Consider the following 24222-nt stretch of genomic DNA (forward strand, 5'->3'; position numbering starts at 1 on the left):
TCAGATCCTCGTCATCGGCATTGGCGCCGATCCACAACCGGGTGGGAGAATGTCGTGCGATCCCGACATCAGAACTGGCCGGGCGGCAGCTTGAAGATATCGGGGCTCTTGGCGTCGGCCACGTAGAACAGCAGCAGGCTGGTCGGCGTCAGCACACGCTGGTTGTTCTCCTTGTTCTCGAACGTGCCCTGGAGCAGCAGGATCACCGAGCGATCCTTGGCGTCGCTGCCGCGGAACATCACGATGCCGCCGGCGACGGGCATGTTGACGGCGATGGAGTCCGGCTTGAAGCCTTCGCCCATGAAATGAGCGCGCAGGATGTTGGCGTTGGAGAACAGCTTCTCCGGCGTGATCGCGGCGTCGGTCCCCTTCGACCAGACCGCGCCGACCTGGATCAGCGACTTCGACTTGTAGCCGAACACGTAGGAGAGCTCGGCGGTGCCGCCGTTCGGCAGCAAGTCGGGAGCCGAATACAGCAGGCTGTGCGTCAGCTCGGACGCGTTGTCCTGCGCCTTGATGGCGTCGGGCTTGGCGTTGAAATCCTTCGTCATCGCCGCGCGCACATCGGCCTCGTTCATGCCGAACTTGGCGGAGCGGAAACCGTCGATCGCCTTGATCTTGTCGTCCGCGGCCGGTGTCTCGGCCGAATTCGCCCCGGCGGCGACGGACGTGCCGGCTGCAGCGGGAGCGCCGGCCGCAGCGGCTTTGGGTGCCGGCGCGGCCTTCTGCTTCGGTACGGCGCCCTGGGCCGCGAGCGGTCCGGCTGCAATGGAGGTGAGCAGGCCGACGACGGCCGGAATGAGATAGATTTTGCGCATCGAAACCTTCGAAAAAACTGAAACAACGCTTCAAAAATCGGCAGCTGCGAAATCGCCTCCCCCGCACCGTCGTCGCAACCGAGACGGAAAATGTTGCAACGCGACAAGGCGTTACAAGGCGTCACGAAGGAGACAACGCTCGAAACAGCGACTCTTTGGCAGCGTAGGAGTACGGTATCGGGCTGCCAAACGCTGCGAATGAGCATTCATAAGCGCATTTTTTCATCAATTGTGGATGCCGGCCGTTCGCGCTAAGCATCCGCTCCGGGGCAAGCCATCATGCAAAGAGTTTCATGACCGAACGGCCTTCCGCTCTCGCGGTCGATCGCCGCGGGTTCATTCGCCTTGCGGGCGCAACTGCCGCGGGATGGGTCGCGCTCGGCGCAACATCGGATCGCATGCGGATCGTCGCGTCGTTGACCGCATTGCCGCTCGACGACGAGCTGACCCGGCGGAGCCTGATCGACAGCACGACCTCCCGCCTCGGTGGCCTCGTCGCCGGCTTGAGGCAGCGCGGCTGGGTCGAAGGCGCCAACTTCCGTCTCGAGCTCCGTTCGACCTTCGGCGGACCGGACCGGCTCAAGGCCGCGATTCAGGAATTGCTGGACCTGAAGCCGGACGTGATCCTGACGGGGTCGACGGTCGAAACCGCGGCGGTCCTTGCCGCCACCAGGACCATCCCGATCGTCTTCGCGACCGCCAACGATCCCGTCGGCAATGGCTTCGTCGAAAGCCTTGCGCATCCCGGCGGCAACGTCACCGGCTTCACCAACAGCACCGCCGAGATGGGCGGCAAATGGCTGCAGCTGATCCGCGAGGCCGTGCCTGATCTTGCGCGCGTCGGTATCCTGTTCAACCCGGCGACCACCCCTCGCGGCGGGCGCTTCTTCCTCGACTCGATCGAGCAAGAGGCGGCCGAGTCCGGAGTGTCCGCAGTCCCCGCCCCCGTCAACGCACCGGCGGACATCGACGAAGCCGTCAGGCGCTTCTCCGAGCCGCCCAAGGCGGCAATGATTGCGCTGGTCGACAGCTTCCTGGTCGTCAACCGGAAGGCGGTCGTTGCGGCGGCGGCCAAGTATCGCGTGCCCACGATCTATCCGTTCCACTACTTCATGGAGGCCGGCGGATTGATGAGCTACGGGCCGACGCTGGAAGTGCGCTCGGCCGACTATGTCGATCTCATCCTGCGCGGCACCAAGGCCGGCGACCTGCCGGTGCAATCGCCGCGCAAATACGAGCTCTTGATCAACCGCACGGTCGCCCGCACGCTGGGATTGACCATCCCATTCACGCTGCTCGCGCGCGCCGACGAGATCCGCGAGTGAACGAAACGGTCGACCAGGGACATTTGCGAACGCCTCCCGGCCGGCTGTTCCGCAAATATCTCTACTCGATCGTCGCCCTCGCCTTCGCCGCGCTCGCCATCAACACCGGCTTCGACGTCTGGTTCTCCTATCGCGAGCAGAAGCAGCTTCTGGCGGCGACCCAGCGCGAGCAGGCAGCGTCCGCGGCGATTCACATCGGCCAATTCATCGGCCAGATCGAAAACCAGATCAGATGGCTCTCGCGCCTGCCGCCGGAGCTGTCGACCAACGAAGACGAACGCCTGAACGCCATCCGTCTCCTGCGCCTCTCCCCGGCGATCGCGGAAATCGCCGAGCTCGACTCGCACGGGCTTGAACAGATGCGTGTGTCCCGCCGTGTGGCGGACCGAATCGGCAGTAAAGCCGACCTCTCCGCCTCGCCCGCCTTTCGCGGAGCCAATGAAAGCCGGGCCTATTACGGGCCGGTCTACTTCTTCGGCGACACCGAACCCTTCATGACGCTCGCCACGCGCGGAATTGGCCGCAATCCCAATGTGATCGTCGCCGAGGTCAATCTGCGTTTCATCTGGGACCTCGTCGCCGGGATCAGGGTCGGCAACACCGGCAAGGCCTACGTGGTGGACCGCACGGGGGTCTTGATCGCGCATCCCGATTTGTGGCGAGCCCTGCAACGCAGCGATCTCTCCGGCCATGCCGACGTCCGCGCCGCGCTCGACGGCGTGGGGCCGCCCTCCGGCGGCCTGGTCAAGGAGGATCTTTCCGGCCAGCGCGTACTGTCGACCTATGCGACGGTCCCCTCGCTCGGCTTGCTGGTGTTCGTCGAGCTGCCGCTCAGCGAGGCCTATGCGCCGATCTATGCGTCGATTGGCCGTTCGACCTTTCTCCTCGTCGTCCTGCTGGCCGGTGCGGTGCTGGTCTCTCTCTTTCTCAGCCGGCGCATGACGGGGCCGATCCAGCTCCTGACGCAGGGCGCACGGCGGATCGGGAGCGGCGATCTCGGCCTGCGGCTCGCGATCAAGACCGGCGACGAGCTGGAAGCGCTCGGCGACCAGTTCAACCGGATGGCCGCGCAGCTGCGCTATTCCTACGCGACGCTGGAGCGCAAGGTGATCGAGCGCACCTCCGAGCTGGAGAAAGCGCGCGATCAGGCCCTTGCCGAGCACGATGCGGCCGAACGCGCGCGCAGCGCGGCGGTGGCAGCCAATGAGACCAAATCGCGCTTCCTCGCCGTCGTCAGCCACGAACTGCGCACGCCGCTGAACGGCGTCATGGGCGTGCTGCAGCTGCTCGACGACGGCAAACTCGGCGAAGCGCAGCGGCGCCACCTCACGACCGCGGCCGCATCGGGTGAGACGCTGATCGCGCTGGTCGATGCCATCCTGGAATATGCGCGCCTGGAGGCCAGCGCCGAAACCCTGGAGCCGCGCAATTTCCGCCTCGACCAGCTGATCGAGACGGCCGCCGACCTGATGCGTCCGCAGGCCTTCGGCAAGGGACTGACTTTTGACCTCGCCTGCGATGCCACGGTCAATACCTCCGTGCACGGCGATCCCGTGCGGCTCAATCGCATCCTGCTCAATTTGATCGGCAACGCGATCAAGTTCACACCATCAGGCGGGATCGCCGTCAACGCAGCCGCCGAGCGCCATGATGGTCATGTCCTGCTGCGCGTTACCGTTCGCGACACCGGCATCGGCATCGCCCCCGACATGCACGAGCGGATTTTTGAGGATTTCGTCCAGGCGGACGACAGCATCGCGCGGCGGTTCGGCGGCACCGGCCTCGGACTCGCAATCGCGCGGCGCCTCAGCCGTTTGATGCGCGGCGAGCTGACGGTGGCGAGCACGCCGGGCGCGGGCAGCACGTTCACACTCGAAGTACCGCTCGATCCGGCCGCTAGCGGCATCGCCCAAGGGGCACTTCCGCCACCGTCGCGGCAGCTTCGCGTGCTGCTGGTCGACGACGATCCCGTCAATTGCGAGGTCGGCGAAGCGATCCTGAAGCGGCTCGGCCACCGCGCGATCATTGCCAGAAACGGTGCATCGGCCATTGAGCTCGCCAGCGGTCAGACGTTCGACATCATCCTGATGGATCTGCACATGCCCGACATGGACGGCGTCGAGGCGGCGTCGCTGATCGGCAAGCTCGGTCTGCCGAAGATGCCGCGCATCATCGCCGTCACCGCGGACGTGTCCTCCAGCGCACGCGAGCGGCTCGCCGACGCAGGCATTGTCCAGATCGTCAGCAAGCCGATCCTGATCAACGCGTTGCGTGAGGCGATCGAGGACGATCCGGAGGTCGAGCCGGCAGCCGTGCAACTCGCCGCCGGCGCCTTGATCGACCGGCACTATCTCGACGACCAGAAAGAGCTGCTCGGCGCCGCGCAAATCACAAAGCTCCACCACCTGCTGGAGGAGACCAGCGAAAAGCTGATCGACGACATCACCAAGGCCGCCGCGACCGGCGACCACAAACAGCTCGCCCGACACGCACATCAACTCGGCAGCGCCGCCGGCGCGCTCGGCCTCGTCCGCCTGTTCGAGCGCTGCCGCGAGATCGAGCTGGCGGCGGCCACGATGTCTCCACCCGAGTGCCAGAGAGCCGCGCGTGAGCTCGCTGCGCTGCGAGCAGCCTCGATAAGCGCGCTCGACGATCTGCTCCGGCCCGCCGAGCAGCGGTCGGTCAGCTAGATTTGCTCAGATCGAGCTCTTAGCGGTTTTGCCCCCGAGCAAACCAAGACGGCTGAAATCGCACATTGACGTCTGCGAGTCCCCGGCGTTGAATGGTGTTTTCGATGTGGCGGAGGAGCTGCGGCGTCCCGTCGCCCGACAAGCGGTCGGTTAGCCGCTCCTGATCTTCGCCTTCGGGAAGTACAGTTTGGCTTCACCGACGCGCTGGGAGGTCGAGAGCCATGAGATTTCCAACTGCTCTACGGGTGTTCTCGTTGGCATTGCTCACCGCGGCGGGGGCGCGTGCGCAAATCCAGGAGGGCCCGCCAGCATGGGCCTACCCGGTCAACCCGCCCAATTTTCAACGCACGCCAGACGATGGCACGATCAGGCACGTTCCTGACAGCGCCGCCGGTTTTACGCTCACGCAAGTGCGCGATCTGTTCGCCGCGCCCGACTGGCATCCGGACGATCATCTACCAATGCCAGAAATCGTGGCGAGGGGGAGAAAGCCAGATGTGTTCGCGTGCGGCGTCTGCCACCGGGCAGACGGGCCGGGCGGTCCTGAGAATGCCAGCCTATTTGGCCTCTCCGCGGAATACATCATTCAGCAAACGGCGGAGTTCAAGACGGGCCTGCGCACGAACTCTGCGTCTCGCGTCGCCACCGACCTGATGATCAAATTGTCCAAAGCGGTGACCGATCAGGAACTCGCAGAAGCCGCAACCTACTTCGCTTCCATCAAACCGAGATCGAATATTGTCGTCGTCGAGGCCGAGGCGGTGCCAAAAACACAGGTGAGAGACTTGTTCCTGGCTCCGCTGGACGGCGCCGAGAAAGAACCCATCGGTCAGCGCATCATCGAGATACCGGAAAACGTTGAACACTTTGTCAGCCGGGACTCGCGCGCTCGTTTCATCGCCTACGTCCCGGTAGGCAGCGTTGAGAAAGGACGGACGCTGGCAACGAACAACGATCCCCGCGTCCAGTGCGGGACCTGTCACGGTGCTGACCTCAACGGAACTGCCATCGCGCCGGGGCTTGCGTCCCGTTCGCCCACTTACATGTTCCGGCAGCTCTATGACTTCAAATCGGGCGCACGGAAGGGCGCCAACAGCGAACTCATGAAACCGGTTGTCGAGAATCTCAGCGTCGACGACATGATCGCACTGGTCGCCTTTTCAGCTTCGCTCAAGCACTGAAATTCTTCGGTTGCTGTGCAGCCAGCCGGCGCGCTTGGCGCGGTCGGTTCTTCGGCAGGTCGCCCGGCCGGCAATCTGCCGCCGGCCGGGCGAACGCGCCGCGTCAACTTCCTTTGCGGCCTGTGACCATTGCGCTGTCACGAACCGGACGTTTTAACGACGAGCTTTATGTTCAGCAGATTGACGCCCTTGAATGGGTTCGGCGCGCTTTCGATTGTTCCCGTACCCGTGGCGTTCGCGTAGGCACCTGTGCCCGACAGGATGGTGTATTCGCCCGTTGATTTGCCGTCTTTGGCCGAACCGGTGTAGCGCGCCGTAATCGAGCCTTCCTCGAACGTGTACGTGCTGTAGCCGAAGAAGGGGCCCGACCCTTTGAGCAAGTCCGAACTATTGACGAACTCTTTCACTCCGATACGGCCATCGTTGAAGACGGCGACCCCAAAGAATTTGCCAGACACAACCGTCTGTCCCTCGACGTTTGCGGCCTCTATTACCTTGAGGTCGATTGGCTTCGTAACCAGCTTGAACTCAAGCACTCGCTCACCGGCTACAGCAGTCGATGCCGCGACGGCCAATGCCACGCCAGAAAGGAAAAAGCTGATAGACTTCCGCATGTGTTCCTCCTGAGCTTGTTGAAATCAAAGTCGAGAAGCGCCGGCGAGCCACACATCATGCCCCGGCTCTTCGCGGCGGCGCGAAAGAGGGCCCTCGGCGACGCCCCGGCAGCGCCTGAAGCTGTCCGTATCTGAAGGCGAGATGTCGGGACGCAAGTATGAGTCCCGCGCGATGGGAAGAAAGTTCAGGTTTCCGTTACGGTATAATAGTGTCCAGCCACCTGCGCGGGCCTCTCAGTGGGCCGATACGGGCGACATGATCAAGCTGACCAAGACTCGCTTAGCGGGGGGCAAGTCGCCCGGCAGATTTATGGGTCACGGCCTGGCCTCCGCACGTCTGCCCACGCCGCCGGCTTCGTCCTCGTCACGGCCGAAGCGCTCGACGAGAAAGTCGATGAACAGCCGCACCTTCACCGACAAATGCCGCGTCGGCGGATAGACCGCATAGAGCGCCAGCGGCGGCGCGGAATAGTCTTGCAGTACCGCCCGCAGCTCGCCCTTCTTCAACGCGTCAGCAGCGATGAACTCCGGCAGCAGCGCCAGCCCCCTGCCCTTGATCGCGACGTCGCGCAGCACCTCGGCATTGTTCACGCAGAGCGACCAGGCCGGCTGGATCCAGTGATCGCCATCGGCGCCGGTAAGCTTCCACTGATTGCCGGTGAGCAGGAAGCCGTAGGTCAGCGAGGCGTGCTCGCGCAGATCCTGCGGGTGCTCTGGCGTGCCGTGACGTGCCAGATAATCCGGCGAAGCGCAGATCATGCGCGGCACCGCCATGATTTTTCGCGCGATCAGGCTCGACGATTCCAACTCCGCGATCCGCAAGGTCACGTCAAAACCGTCCTGGACGGGATCGAGCAGGTCGTCACTGAGCACGATCTGGAGCTGAAGTTCGCCATAGCGCGCCATGAAATCGGCCAGCACGGGCCCGAGCCGCATCGTGCCGAACGACATCGGCGCGTTGACGCGCAACAATCCGCGCGGCGCCGACTGGGCCTGTGTCACCGCTTGGTCGGCCGCCTCGACCTCCGAAAGGATGACGAGCGCGCGTTCGAAATAGCGCTGGCCGTTCTCGGTCGGGCTCGCATGCCGTGTCGTCCGGTTCAACAGCTGGACGCCGAGGCTCTCCTCGAGGTCGGCGATGTATTTGCTGATCGCCGAGCGCGACAGCCGCAGCTGCCGGCCAGCTTCCGCAAAGCTGCCGCTTTCGACCACCTTCACGAAGGCCCGGAGACTGCCGAGCTTATCCAAAGGCTGCTCCCGCCGATTGTTTCCAAATCGTAGACATAGCCGTCATATTTGCATGGATTGTCTCCAATCCAAAGCGGAACGATATTTCCGGCCAGAGTAAGACGCTCCCCGAACTCAGGAGGACGACAATGTCTGGACTGCACCATGTCACCGCGATCGCCGGCGACCCCATCAGGAATTTCGGCTTCTACACCCGGGATCTCGGCCTGCGCTTCGTCAAGAAGACGGTCAATTTCGACGATCCCGGCACCTATCACTTCTATTATGGCGACGAGACCGGCCGCCCCGGCACCATCCTGACCTTCTTCCCTTGGGCGGGCGTTCCGGCCGGGCGCCGCGGCGTCGGCGAGACCCATCAGACCGCCTTCCGCGTGCCGCAGCGCTCGCTCGGCTACTGGACCCAGCGTTTCACTGAGAAGGGCATTGCCTACGAGGCGCTGGAAAAGCGCTTTGGCGAGTCCGTGCTGCCGTTCACCGATCCCGACGGCATGGCGCTGGCGCTGGTCGGCATTCCCGGCGCCGAGAACGAGCCCGGCTGGAGTAACGGCGACGTGCCGGCGGAGCATGCGATCCGCGGCTTCCACGGCGTGACCTTGCTGCTCGACAGCGCGGCGAAGACGGCCGCTGTCCTCACCGACGTGTTCGGCTTCAAGGAGACCGGTCGCGAAGGCTCGGTGATCCGCTTCAAGGCGCCTGGCGATGCCGAGGGCAGCGTCGTCGACATCTACGAAGCCAAGGGCTTCTTGCGCGGCCATCAGGGCGGCGGCTCGGTGCATCACATCGCGTTCCGCGCGGCTGACGATGCCGAGCAGGGCAAGATGGCGCAAAGGCTCGTGAGCAATCACGGCCTGCATCCGACCGAGCAGAGGGACCGCAACTACTTCCGCTCGATCTACTTCCGCGAGCGCGGCGGCGTGCTGTTCGAGATTGCGACCGACATCCCCGGCTTCGCCGTCGACGAACCTGTCGCGACGCTGGGACAAGACCTGAAGCTGCCTGCCTTCCTCGAAGCGCAGCGCAAGCAGATCGAGGGCGTTCTGCCGAATCTGGAAGAGACCGTGTCATGACCGAGACTGAATTCATCCATCGTTTCGAGCCCGCGACGAGCGCGGGCTCGGCCCCGCTCCTCCTGCTGCACGGCACCGGCGGCGACGAGAACGACCTGCTTGGGCTCGGCAAGACGATCTCGCCGGGGTCCGCCCTGCTCTCGCCGCGCGGCCGCGTGCTCGAGCACGGCATGCCGCGCTTCTTCCGCCGTCTCGCCGAAGGTGTGTTCGACGAGGACGACGTCCGCCGCCGCGCCCATGAACTCGGCGAGTTCGTCAACGCGGCGCGGCAGCGCTACGGCATGGCCGCGCCGGTCGCGGTCGGCTTCTCCAATGGCGCCAACATCGCAGCCGCGCTGTTGCTGCTGAAGCCGGACGTTCTGGCCGGCGCGATCCTGCTGCGCGCGATGGTGCCGCTGTCGGATCCGCCGGAGGCCGAGCTTGGTGGCAAGCCAGTCCTGCTGCTGTCCGGACAGGTTGATCCGATCGTGCCGGCCAGCAATTCGGCCAGGCTTGCGGCTCTGCTCTCGCAAGCAGGCGCGAGCGTGACCCACAGGGTCCTGCCGGCGGGCCATCAATTGTCGCAAGCCGATTTGACGCTCGCCCGCGACTGGATCGGCAAGGTCGACGCCAAGGCAGCATGACCTGGCAGGCGGCGCATCGTTTCCAAACGGTGCGCCGCCGCCTTCACTCGAACCGCCCGTCGTGGGTCGCATCCAGCAGCCGCTTCCGCTGTTCGCCAACCTGATCAGCTCTTCCGCCGATCTGAACCGCAATGGTGTGGTCAGGGCAGCCTCGGGCTGAGCGACGCAAGAGGCGCTTCTCCCGAGGGCTCAAAATGGGATACCACCATCGATCACTGCATGACCTCTGCATTAATCAGGACGGAGTATGGCGCTGAACTCGGGGAGCAACAGCCGATAATGCTCCTTCCGTCACCGCGAGACTGTTCACTTTTGGCCACAGCCGCCATTGATGCAATTCGCTTATGCGCAGCAAGTGCGGGACGAACCGACCATAATTCGATAGAAACGGTCATATGACCGACCAAACTGCTGACGTCCAGGCTGCTATGCAGTATTTGACCTGGGCACTGGAAAAGATCGAAACGGTGGGCAACCAGAAAGCAGCTCACCACGCCCGTATAGCCTTAGAGGCGCTGCGCAAGGGTTCAGCTGATAAAACTGAATAATCAGCTTCGGCCTGGCACAGCGAGCCCGCTTCGGGTCAGAAGCGGTCGTCGTCCAAGCGCGGAAGTGGTAGCGCTGCTGGGCGGCCAAGAGTGCAACCCGCGTCTCGCCCCGCTGTGGGCGGGGCGAGATCGTTGCTTTAAGAGCAACTCGCTCAGATGAGGAAGTCGGTCTGGTGCAGGCTCGCCGCGTGGACGCCGTCGAGCGTGATGCTGTCGCTCGCCGACAGATGAATCACGGCGTCGCCGGCGGCATTGTCGCTGATCAGGCTCGACAGCGCCGTCCAATCCGCAAACCCGTAATCGTGCACATTGATCAGGTCGTGCTCGGTCACCGTGCTGCCGACCGCCTTGTTGCCCTGATCGAAGTCGGTGATCAGGTCATTGCCGGAGCCGGCATTGAAGATGAAGGTGTCGCTGTTTCCGCCGCCGGAAAGCTGGTCATCGCCGGCGCCGCCGTTGAGGATATCCCTGCCGCCCGTGATCGAGCCCGGTGTCGCGGGGGCATAGTTCGCGGCATCACCATAGAGGTGATCGTTGGTTGCTCCGCCGGTGAGAATATCGTTACCGCCTTTGGCATTGCCGGACATGGTCCGCGCATCGCCGAAGAGCTCCGGGTTCGTATAATGGAGGCTGTCGATGCCATCGAACTCGACTGTGAGAATATCATCTCCCCCTTGGGCATTGTCGGTCAGCGAGGTCGCCGAATCTCCGTAGCCGAATCCAGCGGTCCAGACGACGTCGGTACCGAAGGTGAAGGTGATGTTGTCGTTGCCGCCATGCGCATCGCCGCCGATGGAGCCGATGGCATCGCCGCTGGCCGTCGCGAAGCCCTGCAGGGTGTCCACAGTGATGTCGAGCGTGTCATTGCCGCCCTGCGCCGTGCCGCTCATGGAACCGCCGGCATCGCCGGCGTACACATGGTCGTAGCTTCGCCAGCCCACCGCGCTCGTGATGGTGTCGCTGCCGCCGTGCGAATTGCCCGACATGTCGCCGGCGACATCACCGAAAACATGCACGTCGGTGTAAAGCGAGTCGGCCCCGACACTGATCGTGTCGTTGCCGCCCCTGGCGTCGTCGGTCATTGCCCCGGCGTCGCCGGCCACGAGGAAGGCATTCCAGCCGTAGCTCCCAGTAACGGTCAGGGTGTCGTTGCCGCCGCGGGAGTGGCCATGCAACGTCGTGTCGTCCTCACCGAAGATCGAGACGTCAACTTCCGGCTGGGTGACGGTGACCGTCACGGTGTCGTTGCCGCCCCAGGCATCCGTGGTGGTCGGAAAATTCGGGTCGCCGTAGAGGGTTTCGATCTGACCAAACTGGTCGAGCAGGACGTCGATGGTGTCGTTCGGCAGATATTGCATGGCGTAACTCCCATTTCATTGTCGGAAGCGGGGCTCACGTCGCTGAATTTTTGCGCGACGTGCTGTGACCACGCTTCACGGAGACGAATCTAGTTCTGGTCGATGGCGGAGGTTTGCTGGAATTCGGGACAGAGTTTGATGGCGACGGGTTCGCTGCGCCGTGCGGCGAAACTCGTCATTGCGCAGCCGCGATGGCGCTCCGCGCGTCGCGGGGCGACACCGCCGCTCTTGCTCTGCGCCTTCAGATGATGAAGTCGGTTGAATGCAGGTTCGCCGTGTGAACCCCGTCCAGCGTGATTGAATCATTGGCGGAAAGATGGATCACGGCATCGCCGGCGGAGTTGTCGCTTATTAGCTTCGACAGCGCCGTCCAGTCTGCAAAGCCGTAGTCCTGCACATCGATCAGATCCTGTTCCACCGCGGTGCTGCCGACGGCCTTGTTGCCCTGACCGAAGTCGACGATCGTGTCGTTGCCCGAGCCGGTGTTGAAGACGAACAAGTCGCTGTTTCCCCCGCCCCACATCCGGTCGTCGCCAGCTCCGCCGTTCAGCGTGTCGACGCCGCCGGTGATCGAGCCTGGTGTCGCCGGTTCGTAGATTCGCGCGTCGCCATACATGAAATCGCGGCCCGCGCCGCCATTGACGACGTCGTTGCCGCCATGGGAATTGCCCACCATGGTCGGCGCATCGCCGTACATCTGCGCGCCGGCTTCCGCGTACTGGCCGTCGAGCTTGACGGTGAGCACATCGTCGCCGCCTTGGGCGAAGTCCATCAGGGTTTCAGCCGAATCCCCGAACAAGGCTCCGCTCGAGATGGGGCTGCCACCGTTCAAGGTGACGGTCAGGTTGTCGTTGCCGCCCTGCACGAGCCCCCTCAGGGAACCGATGGCGTCTCCGCTGACAGTTGCCCCGCCGTCCGTCGTGAGCACGCTGACATCGAGTGTGTCGTTGCCGCCGTGCGAAGTGTCCATCATTGAACCGCCGGCATCGCCGGCGAACAGGTTGGCGCCGCCGCGCCACGCGATTGAGCCGGTGATGTCGTCATGGCCGCCCTGCGCATTGCCCGACATGTCGCCGGCGACATCCCCGAACGCCGAGATCGTCGTGTAGATGGTGCGGCCGGCATCCGCAACGATGGTGTCGTTGCCGCCCTTGGAATCATCGATCATCGATTGGGTATCGCCGACCACGAGGGCGGTGTCCCAGCCGCCGTCGATGTCGGCGATCAACGTGTCGTTTCCGCCTTGGGAATGACCAAGGAGCATCGTGTGGTCGTCACCGAAGATCGTGAGTTTTGCATTGAGCGCGGCGACACTGGCCGTCACGGTGTCGTTGCCGCCCACGACGTCGGTGGATGCCGGAAAGCCGGGGTCTCCATATACGGTCGCGATTTGGCCAAATTGGTCAAGCGTGACGTCGTAGGTGTCATTCGGCAGATGCTGCATGGCGTAACTCCCATTTCCATTGTCGGAAGCGGACCTGACGCCTGCAGAGCTTTCTTTTTTTGCAAGACGCGTTGTTGGCCACGCTTCACCGGGAGCGAATCTACCTTTGGTAGATGGCAGAGATTTGCAGGAATTCGGGAGAGAGTTTGATCGCGCCCATGGAACCGCGGCGGCGTCGTGCGGATCGATCGTCACCTCAGATCGCGCATCCGTGAAGGTTTGATGACCTGCTGGCAAAAGCAGCCGACCGAACGCCGGCGCATCTGCTTGCGACTCCACCAGGCGGCATCGGCATCTTCATGGCGTGCCTTGCCCGACAGCGGCCCGAACCACGAGACCGCGATGATGAGATATTGCCGGTGTTTTGCCCGACGGGTCAATGTTCCGGCGTATCGACCATTGAACGACGCAACGCACAAGCCATTGCGACGCAACGTGCAAGCCATTGAAATGACTATGCCCGGCTACTGTGCATGGGGTTGTTTTTTCAGTTTTTGTTTTGGGGCCTGCCAAACGAATGACCTCTCCCCGATGGGGAGAGGCCAAGATTGAAGCGACAGGCTCGACTTGATGGAGCGCTCCTTACTCCCAAGACCAGGTCGAGAAGTCGTTCTCGTATTGCGGAACGTCCTTCCAGACGCCCTTCAGCTTCTTGTTGGTGATGGTGATGAGCTGCGGTTGGTACAGGTAGGCGGAGACGGCGTCGGTCGCGAGCATGCGCTGGGCGTCGCCGAGCAGTTTTGCGCGGGCGGCCTCCTCCGGCGTCGACACGATCTGCTTGTAGAGTGCGTTGAACTTCTCGTTGTTGTAGCCGAGGTAGTAATCCGGCTCGGTGATCTTCACGAGATCGAACGGTTCGACATGGCTGACGATGGTGAGGTCGAAATTGTGCGGACCGTTGCCGGCGAACACCTGCGACAGCCATTGCGCCCATTCGACGTTCTCGATCTTGGCGACGATGCCGACCTTGGCGAGCTGGGCTGCGGCGATCTCGCCGCCCTGCCGCGCATAGGACGGCGGCGGCAGCTTGAGCGACAATTCGAGCGGCGTGGTGACGCCGGCTTCAGTGAGCAGCTTCTTGGCCTTCTCGGGGTCGTAGGGATTGATGCCTGTCGTGTCGACATAGCCGAGCGCCCCCGGCACATAGAAGCTGCCGATCGGCGTGCCGAAACCGTCGACGGCGCCGTCGATCATGGCCTTGCGGTCGATCGCGGCGAGGATGGCGCGGCGGACGCGGACGTCGTCCAGCGGCTTCTTGCGATGGTTGATCGCAACGATGGTCTTGGCCCTGGAGCCGCCGACCAGCACCGTGAAGCGCGGATCGGCCTTGAACTGGGCCAGGGCGCGCGCCGCGGCGACGCGCGGGAATGCATCGACGTCGCCCGACAGCAGCGCCGCCACCTGCGCGGCCGGATCGGAGATGAAGCGGATCGTCACCTTCGAAAGCTTGATCGCCGAGGCGTTGCGATAATCGGCCCATTTGGTCAGCGTGAGCGAGGAACCCTTGGCCCAGGCGCCGAGCTGATAGGGCCCGGTGCCGACCGGCTGCGTGACATTGGTGGCAGCGCTCTTCGGCTCGACGATCGAGCCGCCGGCCTGGCCCAGCAAGAACGGCAGGTTCGGCTCGGAATATTTGACCGTGATCACGACCGTGTCGGCGTCGGGCGCCTCGACCTTCTCGAAGGCCTGATAGAGGCTCTTGTCCTTGTTGGTGCTGGTCGGCGCGGCGTTGCGCTCGAACGAGAACTTCACCGCGGCGGAATCGAATGCCTCGCCGTTGTGGAATTTGACGCCCTTGCGCAGCTTGAACGTATAGGTCTTCAGGTCGGGCGAAGCGGTCCAGCTCTCCGCCAGCAGGGGCGAAACGGAGCCGTCCTCGTTGATCTTGGTCAGTGTCTCGTAGATGTTGTAGAGCGTGACCTCGGCGATCGCGGCTGCGGCCGCATTGGTCGGATCGAGCCCCGGCGGCTCCAGCGCCATCGCCATGACGACGCTGTCCTTCTTGCTCTGCGCTAGCACGGGTAAAGGCGTTGCGACCAGCGCGGCGGCAAATGCAACGATCGACAATTTCCTGAACATGCGTAACTCCCCGGCCAGTTCTGTTCTAAGCCTACGCCAATCCTGCTCTGGACACTAACCTTCCATGGCCGCCTGCGGCAACGCCATCACGGCCTCCGCTTTGTGGCAGGCGGCAAGGTGCCCCTCGCCCACCTTGCGTAACTCAGGCAGGGCCTCGCGGCAATGCTGGTCGGCGAGCGGACAGCGCGCGACATAGGGGCATCCGGTCGCGGCCGCCGATTGCGAGGCGATCGCCTGGCCACCGCGCCGCCGCCGGCCGCCGCCGGCGCGCGCCCGCGGCACGGCATCCAGCAGCGCCCGCGTATACGGATGGGCGCAGTGCTCGAACAGATCTTCGGGCCGTCCCTGCTCGACGATGCGGCCGAGATACATCACCGCGACCTCGTCGCAGAGATAATCGACCACGGCGAGGTCGTGGCTGATCAGGATATAGCTCAGCCCGAACTGCTCCTGCAGGTCCTGCATCAGGTTCAGCACCTGCGCCTGCACGGAGACGTCGAGCGCGGAGACCGGCTCGTCGGCGACGATCAGCTTCGGCTGGGTGATCAGCGCACGTGCGATCGCGATGCGCTGGCGCTGGCCGCCGGAGAATTCGTGCGGATATTTCTCCATGTCGGCATCGCGCAAGCCGACCTGGCGCAGCGCTGCGGAGACGCGCGCGCGAAAGGTGGTGCGGTCGGCGTCTTCCAGCACGGTGAGCGGCTCGGCGACGATGCGGGCGATGGTCTGGCGCGGATCGAGCGATCCGTAGGGGTCCTGGAACACCATCTGGAAATCGCGCCGCGCGCGGCGCAGTTCGTCCGCGGAGATGCGATTGAGGTCACGGCCGAGCAGCGCGACCTGGCCCGACGTCGGCCGCTCCAGCGCCATCACCAGCCGCGCGAAGGTCGACTTGCCCGAACCGGATTCGCCGACGACGCCGAGGCTCTTGCCGGCGGCGACCTGCACGCTGACGCCATTGAGCGCGCGCACCTGCCCCGGCGGACGGAACAGGCTTTCCCGCGGCAGGGCGTAGCGCTGTTCGAGATCCTTCACGTCGAGAAGCGGCGCAGCGGTCATGCGGTCACCGCTCCAACGTTCTCAGCCATCGAGACATCCGTCCTGATGCAACGCACGACGTGCCCGGGTCCGACGTCCACCATCGACGGCAACGCGGCGCGGCACTGATCGATCACGAGCGGACATCGGTCGGAGAACGTGCAGCCCGCCGCCAGATCCGCAAGCTCCGGCACGGTGCCCGATATCGTCTTCAGCCGCGTCCCCTTGCGCGCGCCGAGCTTCGGCCGGGCGCGGAACAGGCCCTGCGTATAGGGATGCCCCATGCGGCGGAACACGTCGTCGGTCGGCCCGCTCTCGACGACGGTGCCGCCATACATCACCATCATGCGCTGCACGTTCTCGGCGATGACGCCGAGATCGTGCGAGATCAGGATCATCGACATGCCGCGCTCCTCGACGAGATCGGCGATGAGGTCGAGGATCTGGCCCTGGATGGTGACGTCGAGCGCGGTCGTCGGCTCGTCCGCGATCAACAGATCCGGCTCGCAGGCGAGCGCCATGGCGATGGTGATGCGTTGGCGCTGGCCGCCGGAAAACTGGTGCGGATAGGCATCGACGCGCCGCGCGGGATCGGGCAGCCCGACGCGGTCGAGCAAGGCGATCACCTCTTTGCGCGCCTGCGCCGCCGAATGCTTCTTGTGACGTCGCAGCGGCTCGGCGACCTGATGCCCGATCGTGTGCATCGGATTGAGCGCAGTCATCGGCTCCTGGAAGATCATGCTGATGCGGTTGCCGCGCAGGCGGCAATAATCGGCATCCGGCAATCGCGCGAGTTCGTTGCCGTCGAGCTTGATGCTGCCCGAGACCACGGCGCTATCGGGCAGCAACCCCATCAGGGACATCGCCGTGACCGATTTGCCGCAGCCGGACTCGCCGACCAGCCCCAGTGTCTCGCCGCGCTTCAGGGCGAAGCTGACGCCGCGCACGGCCTGCGCCGGCCCGCGGCTGGTGTTGAGGCGCACGCCGAGATTTTCAACCTCGATCAGCGGCATGACGCGTTGCTCGCCCATCGTCATCGCTCCCGCGCCAGTCGGGGATCGAGCAGGTCGCGCAATCCGTCACCGAGAAGATTGAGGCCGAGCACCGCGATCGCGATCGCAGCGCCCGGATAGACGGCGAGCATCGGCGACTGGAACAACAGCGTCTGGGCATCGTTCAGCATCCGCCCCCAGGACGGCTGCGGCGGCTGCGTGCCGAGACCGAGATAGGACAAAGCGGCTTCGGCGAGAATGGCGAGCGCGAACTGGATGGTGACCTGCACGATCAGGATCGACAGAATATTCGGCAGCACGTGCTCGATGGTGATGCGGAAGGCGCCCTTGCCTGCCGCGCGCGCGGCCAGCACGAATTCGCGCGCCCAGATCGCGTTGGCCGAGCCACGCGTCAGCCGGGTCAGCGTCGGGATCTGGAAGATGCCGATCGCGACGATCGAGGTCACCATCCCCGGCCCCACCACCGCGGCGAGCATGATCGCGGAGAGCACGGCCGGAAAGGCGAAGGTGAAGTCGGAGAAGCGCATGATGATCTCTTCGGTCCAGCCGCGCCGGGCCGAGGCGATCAGGCCGAGCGTGACGCCGAAGGTGAGACCGATGCTGACGGCGATGACGCCGACCATGATGGTGGCGCGGGCGCCGGCGAGCAGCAGCGAGACGATATCGCGGCCGAAAGAATCGGTGCCGAGCCAGTGCGCCGCCGACGGCGGCCGCAGCTTCGAGGCGATGTCGATCTCGTAGGGCGACCACGGCGTCCACACCAGCGAGAGCAGCGCCGAGGCGAGCACCAGCAGGCTAAGCGAACCGCCGAGCACGAAACTGCGATGGCGCAGCGCGCGGCCCCAGAAGGTCTTGGCCGGCACGCGACGCGCCGCGATCGGCGCGTCAATCGGAGTGGTCAGGGGCGCGCTCACAGGTCGTGGACCTTGATGCGGGGGTCAATGAAGGCATAGAGCACGTCGACCACGAAATTGACGATGACGACCATGGTCGCCAGCAACATCACGCAATTGCGCACCACGATCAGGTCGCGGTTGGCGATGGACTGGAAGATTAGGCGGCCGAGGCCCGGCAGATAGAACACGTTCTCGATCACGATGGTGCCGGCGAGCAGATTGGCGAATTGCAGCCCTATCACCGTCATGACGGGGATCATCGCATTGCGCAGCACGTGGCTCCACAGCACCTCGCGCTTGCCGAGCCCCTTCGCGCGGGCGGTTCGAACAAAATCCTCACGCAGCACTTCCAGCACCGCCGAGCGCGTGACCCGCGCAAGGATCGCGGCCTGCACCACCGCGAGCGAGATGGCCGGCAGCAGCAGCGACTTGACGCCGAGCCAGATGCCATCCTCCCAGCCGGGAAAGCCGCCTGCGGAGAGCCATTGCAGCCGCACGGAGAACAGGAGCACCAGAAGGATCGCGAACCAGAAATTCGGCAGCGCGATGCCGACCTGTGTCAGCGACATCACGCCGACGTCGCCGAGCTTGTTGTGGTTGGCGGCGGTGTAGATGCCGGCCGAGAGCGCCAGCGTCACCGTGATCGTCATGGCCATGATCGCGAGCGGAATGGTCAGCACCAGCCGTTCCGCGATCAGGCTGGCGACCGACGTGCCGTAGACATAGGAGTTGCCGAGATCGCCGACGAGGAGGCCCTTGATCCATTGCAAATAGCGAATCGCCAGCGGCTGGTCGAGCCCAAGCTTGACGGTGAGCGCGCGGACCGCGTCTGGCGAGGCATCAGCGCCCATCAGCATCTGCGCGGCATTGCCGGGGAGCGCATCGAGCACCAGGAAAATGATCAGGGATGCGCCGACCAGCGTCGCCAGCAAGGTCAACAGACGTCGGAGGACAAATACGCTCATGCGCGCTCGGCTTCAGGGCTCAGCTGCGGCACGATCAACATGTCCGGGCGGCTGAGGCAAGCCCTTTGCTCGCGCACTATCGCCCTATTACCGTCACCCTGAGGTGCGCGCCCCTCGGCGCATCGCGCCGCAGGGCAAGCCTCGAAGGGCGACGGCCCGGCTGCATCCGGGCCGTACATCCTTCGAGGCTCGCTGCGCGGCGCGTTGCGCCGCACGGCTCGCGCCTCAGGATGACGGAACTGGAAAGCTGCCATCAGCCGGGCCAACGGGACAGGGGGTTGCTCGAAGCCTCGAACAGTGCGCTCACGCGCAGCAATTCCGCATCGGCACGGAAGCGGCCGACGAGCTGAAGCCCGATCGGCAGGCCGTCGCGGCCAAAGCCAGAGGGCAGGCTGACGGCGGGATGGCCGGTCATGTTGAACGGCATGGTCCAGGGGAACCAGTGCGGCCGGACACTGTCGAAATGCGCTCCGTCTATCTCGATGGAGCCGAACAAATCCTGCTTGATCGGCAGCGCGGTGCGCGTGAGTGTCGGCATCGCCAGGAAGTGTCCGCGCGCAAGCAACGATTGCACACGGCGGAACAGCGCGGTGCGCGCGAACATCGCCTCCTGGTAATCAACACCACTCACTTCGGTGGCAAGCGCGAGCTGCTTCAGGAAGGCCTCGCTCAGCTCATCCTTGTGCTCGGCCGCGAGTTTTGCAAAGCGCGTGCGCCAGACCGTGTGGTTGATCGCGCGCCAGATCGGCTCGATATCGAAACCCTCGCCCGAGAATTCTTCGAGTTCGGCGCCGAGCCCAGCCAAAAGATCAAGGCTCGCCTTGAAATTGGCGGCGACTTCGGCAGATACCGGACGACCCGGCGGCGTCAAGCAGTATAGGATCCGCTGCCCGCGCAGATCGCCGCGCGGGGCGGCCGCGCCGATGAAATCAGGCACGGGAACGCCGATCGACCAGGGGTCGCAGGCATCCTCGCCTGATATCGCCTGCATCATCAACGCGGTGTCGGCGACGGTCCGCGTGGTCGGCGTGACATAGGTCTGGTTGCCGAACGCATCCAGCGCCTGACTATGGGGGATAACTCCGTTGCTCTGCTTTAACCCCACCACGCCATTGCAGGCGGCGGGAATTCGCGTCGAGCCGCCGCCGTCGGTCGCGATCGCGAGCGGCGCGATGCCGCTGGCCACGGCAACTGCCGCGCCGCCGCTGGAGCCGCCGGAGGACCGGCACCGATCCCACGCATTGCGGGTGCGGCCGAACAAAGGTGAATCGGTCAGGCACTTGCTGCCGAATTCCGGCGTCGTGGTCTTGCCGATCAGGATCGCGCCTTCGCTGCGCAGCCGCGCCACCGCGACGGCATCCTCGTTCGGCACATTGTCCTTGTAGGGAACGGCGCCGAAGGTGGTCTTGACGCCCTTGGTGTTGACGATGTCCTTGACGGTGACGGGGATGCCGTGGAGCAGACCGAGCGGCTCGCCGGCCATCATTTTGCGCTCGGCGACGCGCGCCTGCGCCATCGCCTCGTCGCCACACAGCGTGATGAAGCAGTTCAACTCGGGCTGGAGGGCCTCGGCGCGCGCAAGCACGGCACTGACGATCTCGACGGGCGAAATCCGCTTTTCGGCGATGAGGCCGCGCAGCTCGGTTGCGGACAGGAGACAGGGATCGCCGTTCATCGTCACGTCACGCTCCGAAGCGGGCCGCCGTTGGCCCAAAGCATTGACAGCGAGAATGACAGTTTTGTTAACTCGCCGTCCAATACGATTTTGATGGCCAACCCATACGTTTACGGTATGCCAATGGATCTTCGCCGCCTCCGCTATTTCGTCGCCGTCGCCGAGACACGCAGCGTCGGCAAGGCCGCCGAGCGGCTACGGATGGCTCAGCCTCCGCTGTCCGTCCAGATCCGCAAGCTCGAGGCCGAGATCGGCGCGCCGCTGTTCCGCCGCGGCACCCGCGGCATGGACCTGACCGAGGCAGGCCAGGCGCTGCTGGCGCGTGCGAGCGAAGCTCTGGCGCTGGCCGTCGACGGCGCCGAAGCCGCGCGCGCGGTCGCCGCCGGCAAGCGCGGTCGGCTCTCGGTCGGCTACATGTTCGTCCTGGCGAATGCGATGCTGCCGCGGCTCATCCCTGAGCTGCGCCGCTCGGTTCCGGGCGTCGACCTCGACTTCGCCGAGCTCAGCGCATCGACGCGCGAGGCCAGACTGCTCGACCGCAGCGTCTCGGTTGCGCTGTGCATGCCGGCCATCAACCATCCCGAGATTCAGGTGGCTCGGATCGGTGCGCAGCCTTTTATGCTGGCAATGCCGATCCGCTCGCCGCTCGCACGTCTCGGTGCCGTGCCGATGGCGCGGTTGCAGGGCCGCCCGCTGATCGCGTTGCCGCCGCCGGAGCAAGATCCCGCCTCCTCCGCGGTCGCAGCCCTGCTGCGACGACATCAGATCGTGATGCCGATCGCGAGCCGGGTGGAGACGGTGCATTCGGCCATGAGCCTGGTTCTCGCCGGCGAAGGTCTTGCGATCGTGCCGGCCTGCGCCCAGCTCGGCGCGCCGCGCGGCATCGTGTTCAGGCCGCTGCGCGATGCCGCCGATTCCATCGACATCGCGGTGTGCTGGCGGAGGGATTCCCAGAGCCCGCTGATCTCAAGGTTCATAAAATGCGCCGAGAAGGCCGTTGCGCGGATGTGAGGCGGCGCGCTACCAGCTCCAATTGATCTCACGGCTCCAGGGCGGATCGGCGCCCGGGCGGGTGCAGGTCAGGCCGGCGCAGTTGGCGGCAAAGGATAGCGCCCGGCGGAGCTCGACGGCGCTGATGTCCTTCAATGCTTGCCGAGCAATGCGTCCCTGCTTGTGAAGGGCAAAGAGCAGCGCCGCCTGAAAACTGTCGCCCGCGCCAATCGTGTCAGCGACTTCGACCCTGGGCGCGGCGACCTCGATCTGCCCTACCCCCGCGTGCCACGCGATCGCGCCATTGTCGCCGCGAGTGATGACGACGAGGCGCGTGCCCTGCCCGAGCAGCGCGCTCGCCCGCCGCTCGTAAGGCTCGTCGCCGAAGAGATAGGCGAAGTCGACGTCGGACATTTTGATGAGATCGGCGCGGCCAGTGAACTCGGCCATGCGCGCCAGGTAAGCCGGCTTGTCCTTGACCAGATTGGGCCGGCAGTTCGGATCGAACGAGACCGTCGATGACGCCCGCGCGTCCGCGATCAGCGCTGTCGTCTCCGCCGCACCCTGGTCGTTGACGAGGGTGGTCGAGCCGACATGAACGGCTTCCACATTCGCGAACGGAATCGTCCCGCGCCGGTAGGTCCAGTTCCGCGTCGCGGTTCCGGCGTCGTAGAAGGCGTAATGCGACTCGCCCGCGACGATGCGGACGAAAGCGAGCGTGGTCTGGTGATCACTGCGGGTGGCGAGATTGAGGTCGACGTTGGAGGCCGCCGCATGATCTGCAATCATCCACCCGAACATATCGGTCGAGATGCCGCCGACGAACCCAGTGGGTGCGCCCAGCCGGGCCATGCCGATGGCGACGTTGAGACAGGAGCCGCCGACCGCCGGCATCACCGCCTCGCGCCCTTGCGCATTTCGCGTCGGCACGAAATCGATCAGCGCATCGCCGCAGGCAACCAGCATGTCCTTCAACCTCTCGCGATGTCGGCCATCGCCGCGCGGCTGCCGCGATCGGCTTCGCGCAGGAGCTTATAGACCTCGCGCTTGCGGGCGTGAAACGCGGCCATGTCGGGCGCGGTCGGCTCGCTCTTCCGTCCCAGCGCCGACATTTCTGCCATGGTCTCGCCGATCGAGGCATAGGCGCCGCCGGCCACCGCCCCCAGCATCGCAGCCCCCAGCAGCACCGGCTCCCTGGTCTGCGGCAGCGCGACGGTGAGGCCCGTCGTATCCGCCATGATCTGCCGCACCAGCGGGCTGCGGCTCGCACCGCCCCCCATGATCATGATGCTGGAGCGAACGCCATGCGCGGCAAAGGCCTCGATCACCTCGGCGAGCCCATAAGCGAGCCCGCACAGGCCAGCGACGAACAGCCGCTCCATCGCGGCGATGTCGGTGTCGAGATCGAGGCCCGCGATCACCGCGCGCGTATCGGGGTCGGCATAGGGCGAGCGGTTGCCGATGAATTCGGGGAGAACATGGATGTCGCGGGCGAGCAGCGCGGCACGGCTGGCGCTGCCTGCGCGCGCGATGATACGGCGCTCGAGGAAGTCGATGAGGTCGAGACCCTCGCTGCGCGCCGCCGCGCTCGCCTCGGTATGGCCCGGATGCGATTTGAGGAGATGGTCGATCGCCGCGCCCGCGGCCGACTGGCCGCCCTCGTTGAGCCAGAAATCCGGGACCATCCCGGAGTAATAAGGCCCCCACACGCCGGGGACGAAGCACGGCTCCGCCGTCGTCGCCATGATGCAGGCGGACGTTCCCATGATGTAGGCAAGGCGGTCGCTGACATCGCTCGCCCCGCCCGATCCGTCGCGGCCGCCGATCGCGCCGATGCCGCCGGCATGGGCATCGATCAGCGAAGCGCCCACCGGTATGCCCGGCGACAAGCCGAGCTCGGCAGCAGCTGTGCCGGTGAGCCCCGCGCCGAGCCGCGTGCCGGGGGCGACGATCTCGGTGCCGATGCGAGCGTATTTCTCATTGACGAAATCGGACAGGCCGATGCGCTTGAAGAATTGCGCGCTCCAGCCACCGCCGTCATGGGCGAGATAGTTCCATTTGCAGGTGACGGTGCAGGTGGAGCGCTGGAGCGAGCCGGTCGCGCGCCAGGTCAGATAATCCGCGAGATCGAAGAAGTGGCCGGCGGCGTCGAAGCTCCCACGAAGGTGCCGCTTCAGCCATAGCAGCTTCGGCATCTCCATCTCGGGCGAGATCGAGCCGCCGACATAGCGCAGCACGGCGTCCTCGGTCTCGTTGATCAGCCGCGCCTCGGCGATGGCGCGATGATCCATCCAGACGATGACATTGCGTTGCTTGTCGCCGGACGCGCTGACCGTGAGCGGTTCGCCCTGCCTGTCGAGGACAACCAGCGAGCACGTCGCGTCGAAACCGATGCCGCCGACACTGTCGGGATCGATGGCGGCTTCCGCCATTGCAGCCCGCACCGATGTCGTGCAGGCCTCCCAGATGTCCTGGGACGATTGCTCGACGATATCGCCGGCCTCGTGCCAGATCCGGATCGGATGCCGGGCGGTGGCCAAAAGCGTGCCGGCCTCGTCAAACACCCCGGCCCGCGTGCTGGTGGTCCCCACGTCGACGCCGATATACGCTCGCGGCATTGTCGCTCCCGGTCGCTTTCCGTCAGCTTTGA

At 64.9% G+C, this 24222-nt stretch carries 21 protein-coding genes; 7 read left to right on the forward strand and 14 right to left on the reverse strand.

Features of this window, described 5'->3' with window-relative positions; all coding sequences use genetic code 11:
* Positions 1-68: 68 nt before the first annotated feature.
* Positions 69-818 carry a hypothetical protein gene (locus tag RAD04_RS00615; protein ID WP_461622213.1) on the reverse strand — a complete coding sequence of 250 codons (750 nt, stop codon included), beginning with the start codon at positions 816-818 and terminating at the stop codon, positions 69-71.
* A 293-nt stretch (positions 819-1111) separates the two neighbouring features.
* Between RAD04_RS00615 and RAD04_RS00620 the strand changes: the two genes are divergently transcribed.
* The 3 genes from RAD04_RS00620 (at position 1112) to RAD04_RS00630 (ending at position 6014) form a co-directional block, all read left to right on the forward strand.
* Positions 1112-2143: an ABC transporter substrate-binding protein gene (locus RAD04_RS00620; RefSeq protein ID WP_461622214.1), complete on the forward strand. Its 1032-nt coding sequence runs from the start codon at positions 1112-1114 to the stop codon at positions 2141-2143.
* Positions 2140-4833, forward strand: a complete 2694-nt coding sequence (locus tag RAD04_RS00625; RefSeq protein ID WP_461622215.1) for a hybrid sensor histidine kinase/response regulator — start codon at positions 2140-2142, stop codon at positions 4831-4833. The genes RAD04_RS00620 and RAD04_RS00625 overlap by 4 nt, the downstream gene beginning before the upstream one ends.
* Positions 4834-5078: 245 nt before the next feature.
* A complete protein-coding gene (locus RAD04_RS00630; protein WP_461622688.1) occupies positions 5079-6014 on the forward strand; it encodes a c-type cytochrome in 936 nt (311 codons plus the stop codon).
* Between the two features lie 137 nt (positions 6015-6151).
* Here RAD04_RS00630 and RAD04_RS00635 read toward each other — a convergent pair whose 3' ends face one another.
* Positions 6152-6628 (reverse strand): hypothetical protein, encoded by a 477-nt coding sequence (locus RAD04_RS00635; protein WP_461622216.1) that lies wholly within the window; start codon positions 6626-6628, stop codon positions 6152-6154.
* Between the two features lie 315 nt (positions 6629-6943).
* Entirely contained in the window at positions 6944-7876 is a 933-nt protein-coding gene (locus tag RAD04_RS00640) for a LysR family transcriptional regulator (RefSeq protein ID WP_461622217.1), read from the reverse strand.
* A 128-nt stretch (positions 7877-8004) separates the two neighbouring features.
* Between RAD04_RS00640 and RAD04_RS00645 the strand changes: the two genes are divergently transcribed.
* The 3 genes from RAD04_RS00645 (at position 8005) to RAD04_RS00655 (ending at position 10114) form a co-directional block, all read left to right on the forward strand.
* Positions 8005-8943 carry a ring-cleaving dioxygenase gene (locus RAD04_RS00645; protein WP_461622218.1) on the forward strand — a complete coding sequence of 313 codons (939 nt, stop codon included), beginning with the start codon at positions 8005-8007 and terminating at the stop codon, positions 8941-8943.
* Complete coding sequence (locus RAD04_RS00650) at positions 8940-9566, forward strand: alpha/beta hydrolase (protein WP_461622219.1); 627 nt, start codon at positions 8940-8942, stop codon at positions 9564-9566. The genes RAD04_RS00645 and RAD04_RS00650 overlap by 4 nt, the downstream gene beginning before the upstream one ends.
* A gap of 395 nt (positions 9567-9961) precedes the next feature.
* A complete protein-coding gene (locus tag RAD04_RS00655) occupies positions 9962-10114 on the forward strand; it encodes a hypothetical protein (RefSeq protein ID WP_018315939.1) in 153 nt (50 codons plus the stop codon).
* A gap of 152 nt (positions 10115-10266) precedes the next feature.
* Here the strand turns inward: RAD04_RS00655 and RAD04_RS00660 are convergent, their stop codons facing one another.
* The 9 genes from RAD04_RS00660 to RAD04_RS00700 form a co-directional block, all read right to left on the reverse strand.
* Complete coding sequence (locus tag RAD04_RS00660; RefSeq protein ID WP_461622220.1) at positions 10267-11472, reverse strand: calcium-binding protein; 1206 nt, start codon at positions 11470-11472, stop codon at positions 10267-10269.
* A gap of 241 nt (positions 11473-11713) precedes the next feature.
* A complete protein-coding gene (locus RAD04_RS00665; protein ID WP_461622221.1) occupies positions 11714-12916 on the reverse strand; it encodes a calcium-binding protein in 1203 nt (400 codons plus the stop codon).
* A gap of 191 nt (positions 12917-13107) precedes the next feature.
* Positions 13108-13296: a hypothetical protein gene (locus RAD04_RS00670; protein ID WP_461622222.1), complete on the reverse strand. Its 189-nt coding sequence runs from the start codon at positions 13294-13296 to the stop codon at positions 13108-13110.
* Positions 13297-13498: 202 nt separating this feature from the next.
* The gene (locus tag RAD04_RS00675) at positions 13499-14995 is read right to left on the reverse strand and encodes an ABC transporter substrate-binding protein (RefSeq protein WP_461622223.1); all 1497 of its coding nucleotides are present in this window, start codon (positions 14993-14995) and stop codon (positions 13499-13501) included.
* A gap of 54 nt (positions 14996-15049) precedes the next feature.
* Entirely contained in the window at positions 15050-16054 is a 1005-nt protein-coding gene (locus RAD04_RS00680) for an ABC transporter ATP-binding protein (RefSeq protein ID WP_461622224.1), read from the reverse strand.
* Positions 16051-17064 (reverse strand): ABC transporter ATP-binding protein, encoded by a 1014-nt coding sequence (locus RAD04_RS00685; RefSeq protein WP_461622225.1) that lies wholly within the window; start codon positions 17062-17064, stop codon positions 16051-16053. Before RAD04_RS00685 ends, RAD04_RS00680 begins: the two co-directional genes overlap by 4 nt.
* A gap of 2 nt (positions 17065-17066) precedes the next feature.
* The gene (locus tag RAD04_RS00690) at positions 17067-17960 is read right to left on the reverse strand and encodes an ABC transporter permease (protein ID WP_461622226.1); all 894 of its coding nucleotides are present in this window, start codon (positions 17958-17960) and stop codon (positions 17067-17069) included.
* Positions 17957-18907: an ABC transporter permease gene (locus tag RAD04_RS00695; RefSeq protein ID WP_461622227.1), complete on the reverse strand. Its 951-nt coding sequence runs from the start codon at positions 18905-18907 to the stop codon at positions 17957-17959. The genes RAD04_RS00690 and RAD04_RS00695 overlap by 4 nt, the downstream gene beginning before the upstream one ends.
* 253 nt (positions 18908-19160) lie before the next feature.
* The gene (locus RAD04_RS00700) at positions 19161-20582 is read right to left on the reverse strand and encodes an amidase (RefSeq protein ID WP_461622689.1); all 1422 of its coding nucleotides are present in this window, start codon (positions 20580-20582) and stop codon (positions 19161-19163) included.
* Positions 20583-20705: 123 nt separating this feature from the next.
* Between RAD04_RS00700 and RAD04_RS00705 the strand changes: the two genes are divergently transcribed.
* Positions 20706-21593 (forward strand): LysR family transcriptional regulator, encoded by an 888-nt coding sequence (locus tag RAD04_RS00705; RefSeq protein ID WP_461622228.1) that lies wholly within the window; start codon positions 20706-20708, stop codon positions 21591-21593.
* 9 nt (positions 21594-21602) lie between these two features.
* Here RAD04_RS00705 and RAD04_RS00710 read toward each other — a convergent pair whose 3' ends face one another.
* Entirely contained in the window at positions 21603-22538 is a 936-nt protein-coding gene (locus RAD04_RS00710; RefSeq protein ID WP_461622229.1) for a carbohydrate kinase family protein, read from the reverse strand.
* Positions 22539-22543: 5 nt separating this feature from the next.
* On the reverse strand, positions 22544-24190 hold the full coding sequence (locus tag RAD04_RS00715; RefSeq protein ID WP_461622230.1) for an FGGY-family carbohydrate kinase: 1647 nt from the start codon (positions 24188-24190) through the stop codon (positions 22544-22546).
* Positions 24191-24222: the final 32 nt, after the last annotated feature.

It is taken from the genome of Bradyrhizobium sp. 25ACV (assembly GCF_054863005.1).

Coding starts and splice junctions, on each gene's coding strand:
- RAD04_RS00615 (WP_461622213.1), bottom strand. CDS start 818: ATGCGCAAAATCTATCTCATTCCGGCCGTCGTCGGCCTGCTCACCTCC.
- RAD04_RS00620 (WP_461622214.1), top strand. CDS start 1,112: ATGACCGAACGGCCTTCCGCTCTCGCGGTCGATCGCCGCGGGTTCATT.
- RAD04_RS00635 (WP_461622216.1), bottom strand. CDS start 6,628: ATGCGGAAGTCTATCAGCTTTTTCCTTTCTGGCGTGGCATTGGCCGTC.
- RAD04_RS00645 (WP_461622218.1), top strand. CDS start 8,005: ATGTCTGGACTGCACCATGTCACCGCGATCGCCGGCGACCCCATCAGG.
- RAD04_RS00650 (WP_461622219.1), top strand. CDS start 8,940: ATGACCGAGACTGAATTCATCCATCGTTTCGAGCCCGCGACGAGCGCG.
- RAD04_RS00655 (WP_018315939.1), top strand. CDS start 9,962: ATGACCGACCAAACTGCTGACGTCCAGGCTGCTATGCAGTATTTGACC.
- RAD04_RS00660 (WP_461622220.1), bottom strand. CDS start 11,472: ATGCAATATCTGCCGAACGACACCATCGACGTCCTGCTCGACCAGTTT.
- RAD04_RS00665 (WP_461622221.1), bottom strand. CDS start 12,916: ATGCAGCATCTGCCGAATGACACCTACGACGTCACGCTTGACCAATTT.
- RAD04_RS00675 (WP_461622223.1), bottom strand. CDS start 14,995: ATGTTCAGGAAATTGTCGATCGTTGCATTTGCCGCCGCGCTGGTCGCA.
- RAD04_RS00680 (WP_461622224.1), bottom strand. CDS start 16,054: ATGACCGCTGCGCCGCTTCTCGACGTGAAGGATCTCGAACAGCGCTAC.
- RAD04_RS00685 (WP_461622225.1), bottom strand. CDS start 17,064: ATGGGCGAGCAACGCGTCATGCCGCTGATCGAGGTTGAAAATCTCGGC.
- RAD04_RS00695 (WP_461622227.1), bottom strand. CDS start 18,907: ATGAGCGTATTTGTCCTCCGACGTCTGTTGACCTTGCTGGCGACGCTG.
- RAD04_RS00700 (WP_461622689.1), bottom strand. CDS start 20,582: ATGAACGGCGATCCCTGTCTCCTGTCCGCAACCGAGCTGCGCGGCCTC.
- RAD04_RS00705 (WP_461622228.1), top strand. CDS start 20,706: ATGGATCTTCGCCGCCTCCGCTATTTCGTCGCCGTCGCCGAGACACGC.
- RAD04_RS00710 (WP_461622229.1), bottom strand. CDS start 22,538: ATGCTGGTTGCCTGCGGCGATGCGCTGATCGATTTCGTGCCGACGCGA.
- RAD04_RS00715 (WP_461622230.1), bottom strand. CDS start 24,190: ATGCCGCGAGCGTATATCGGCGTCGACGTGGGGACCACCAGCACGCGG.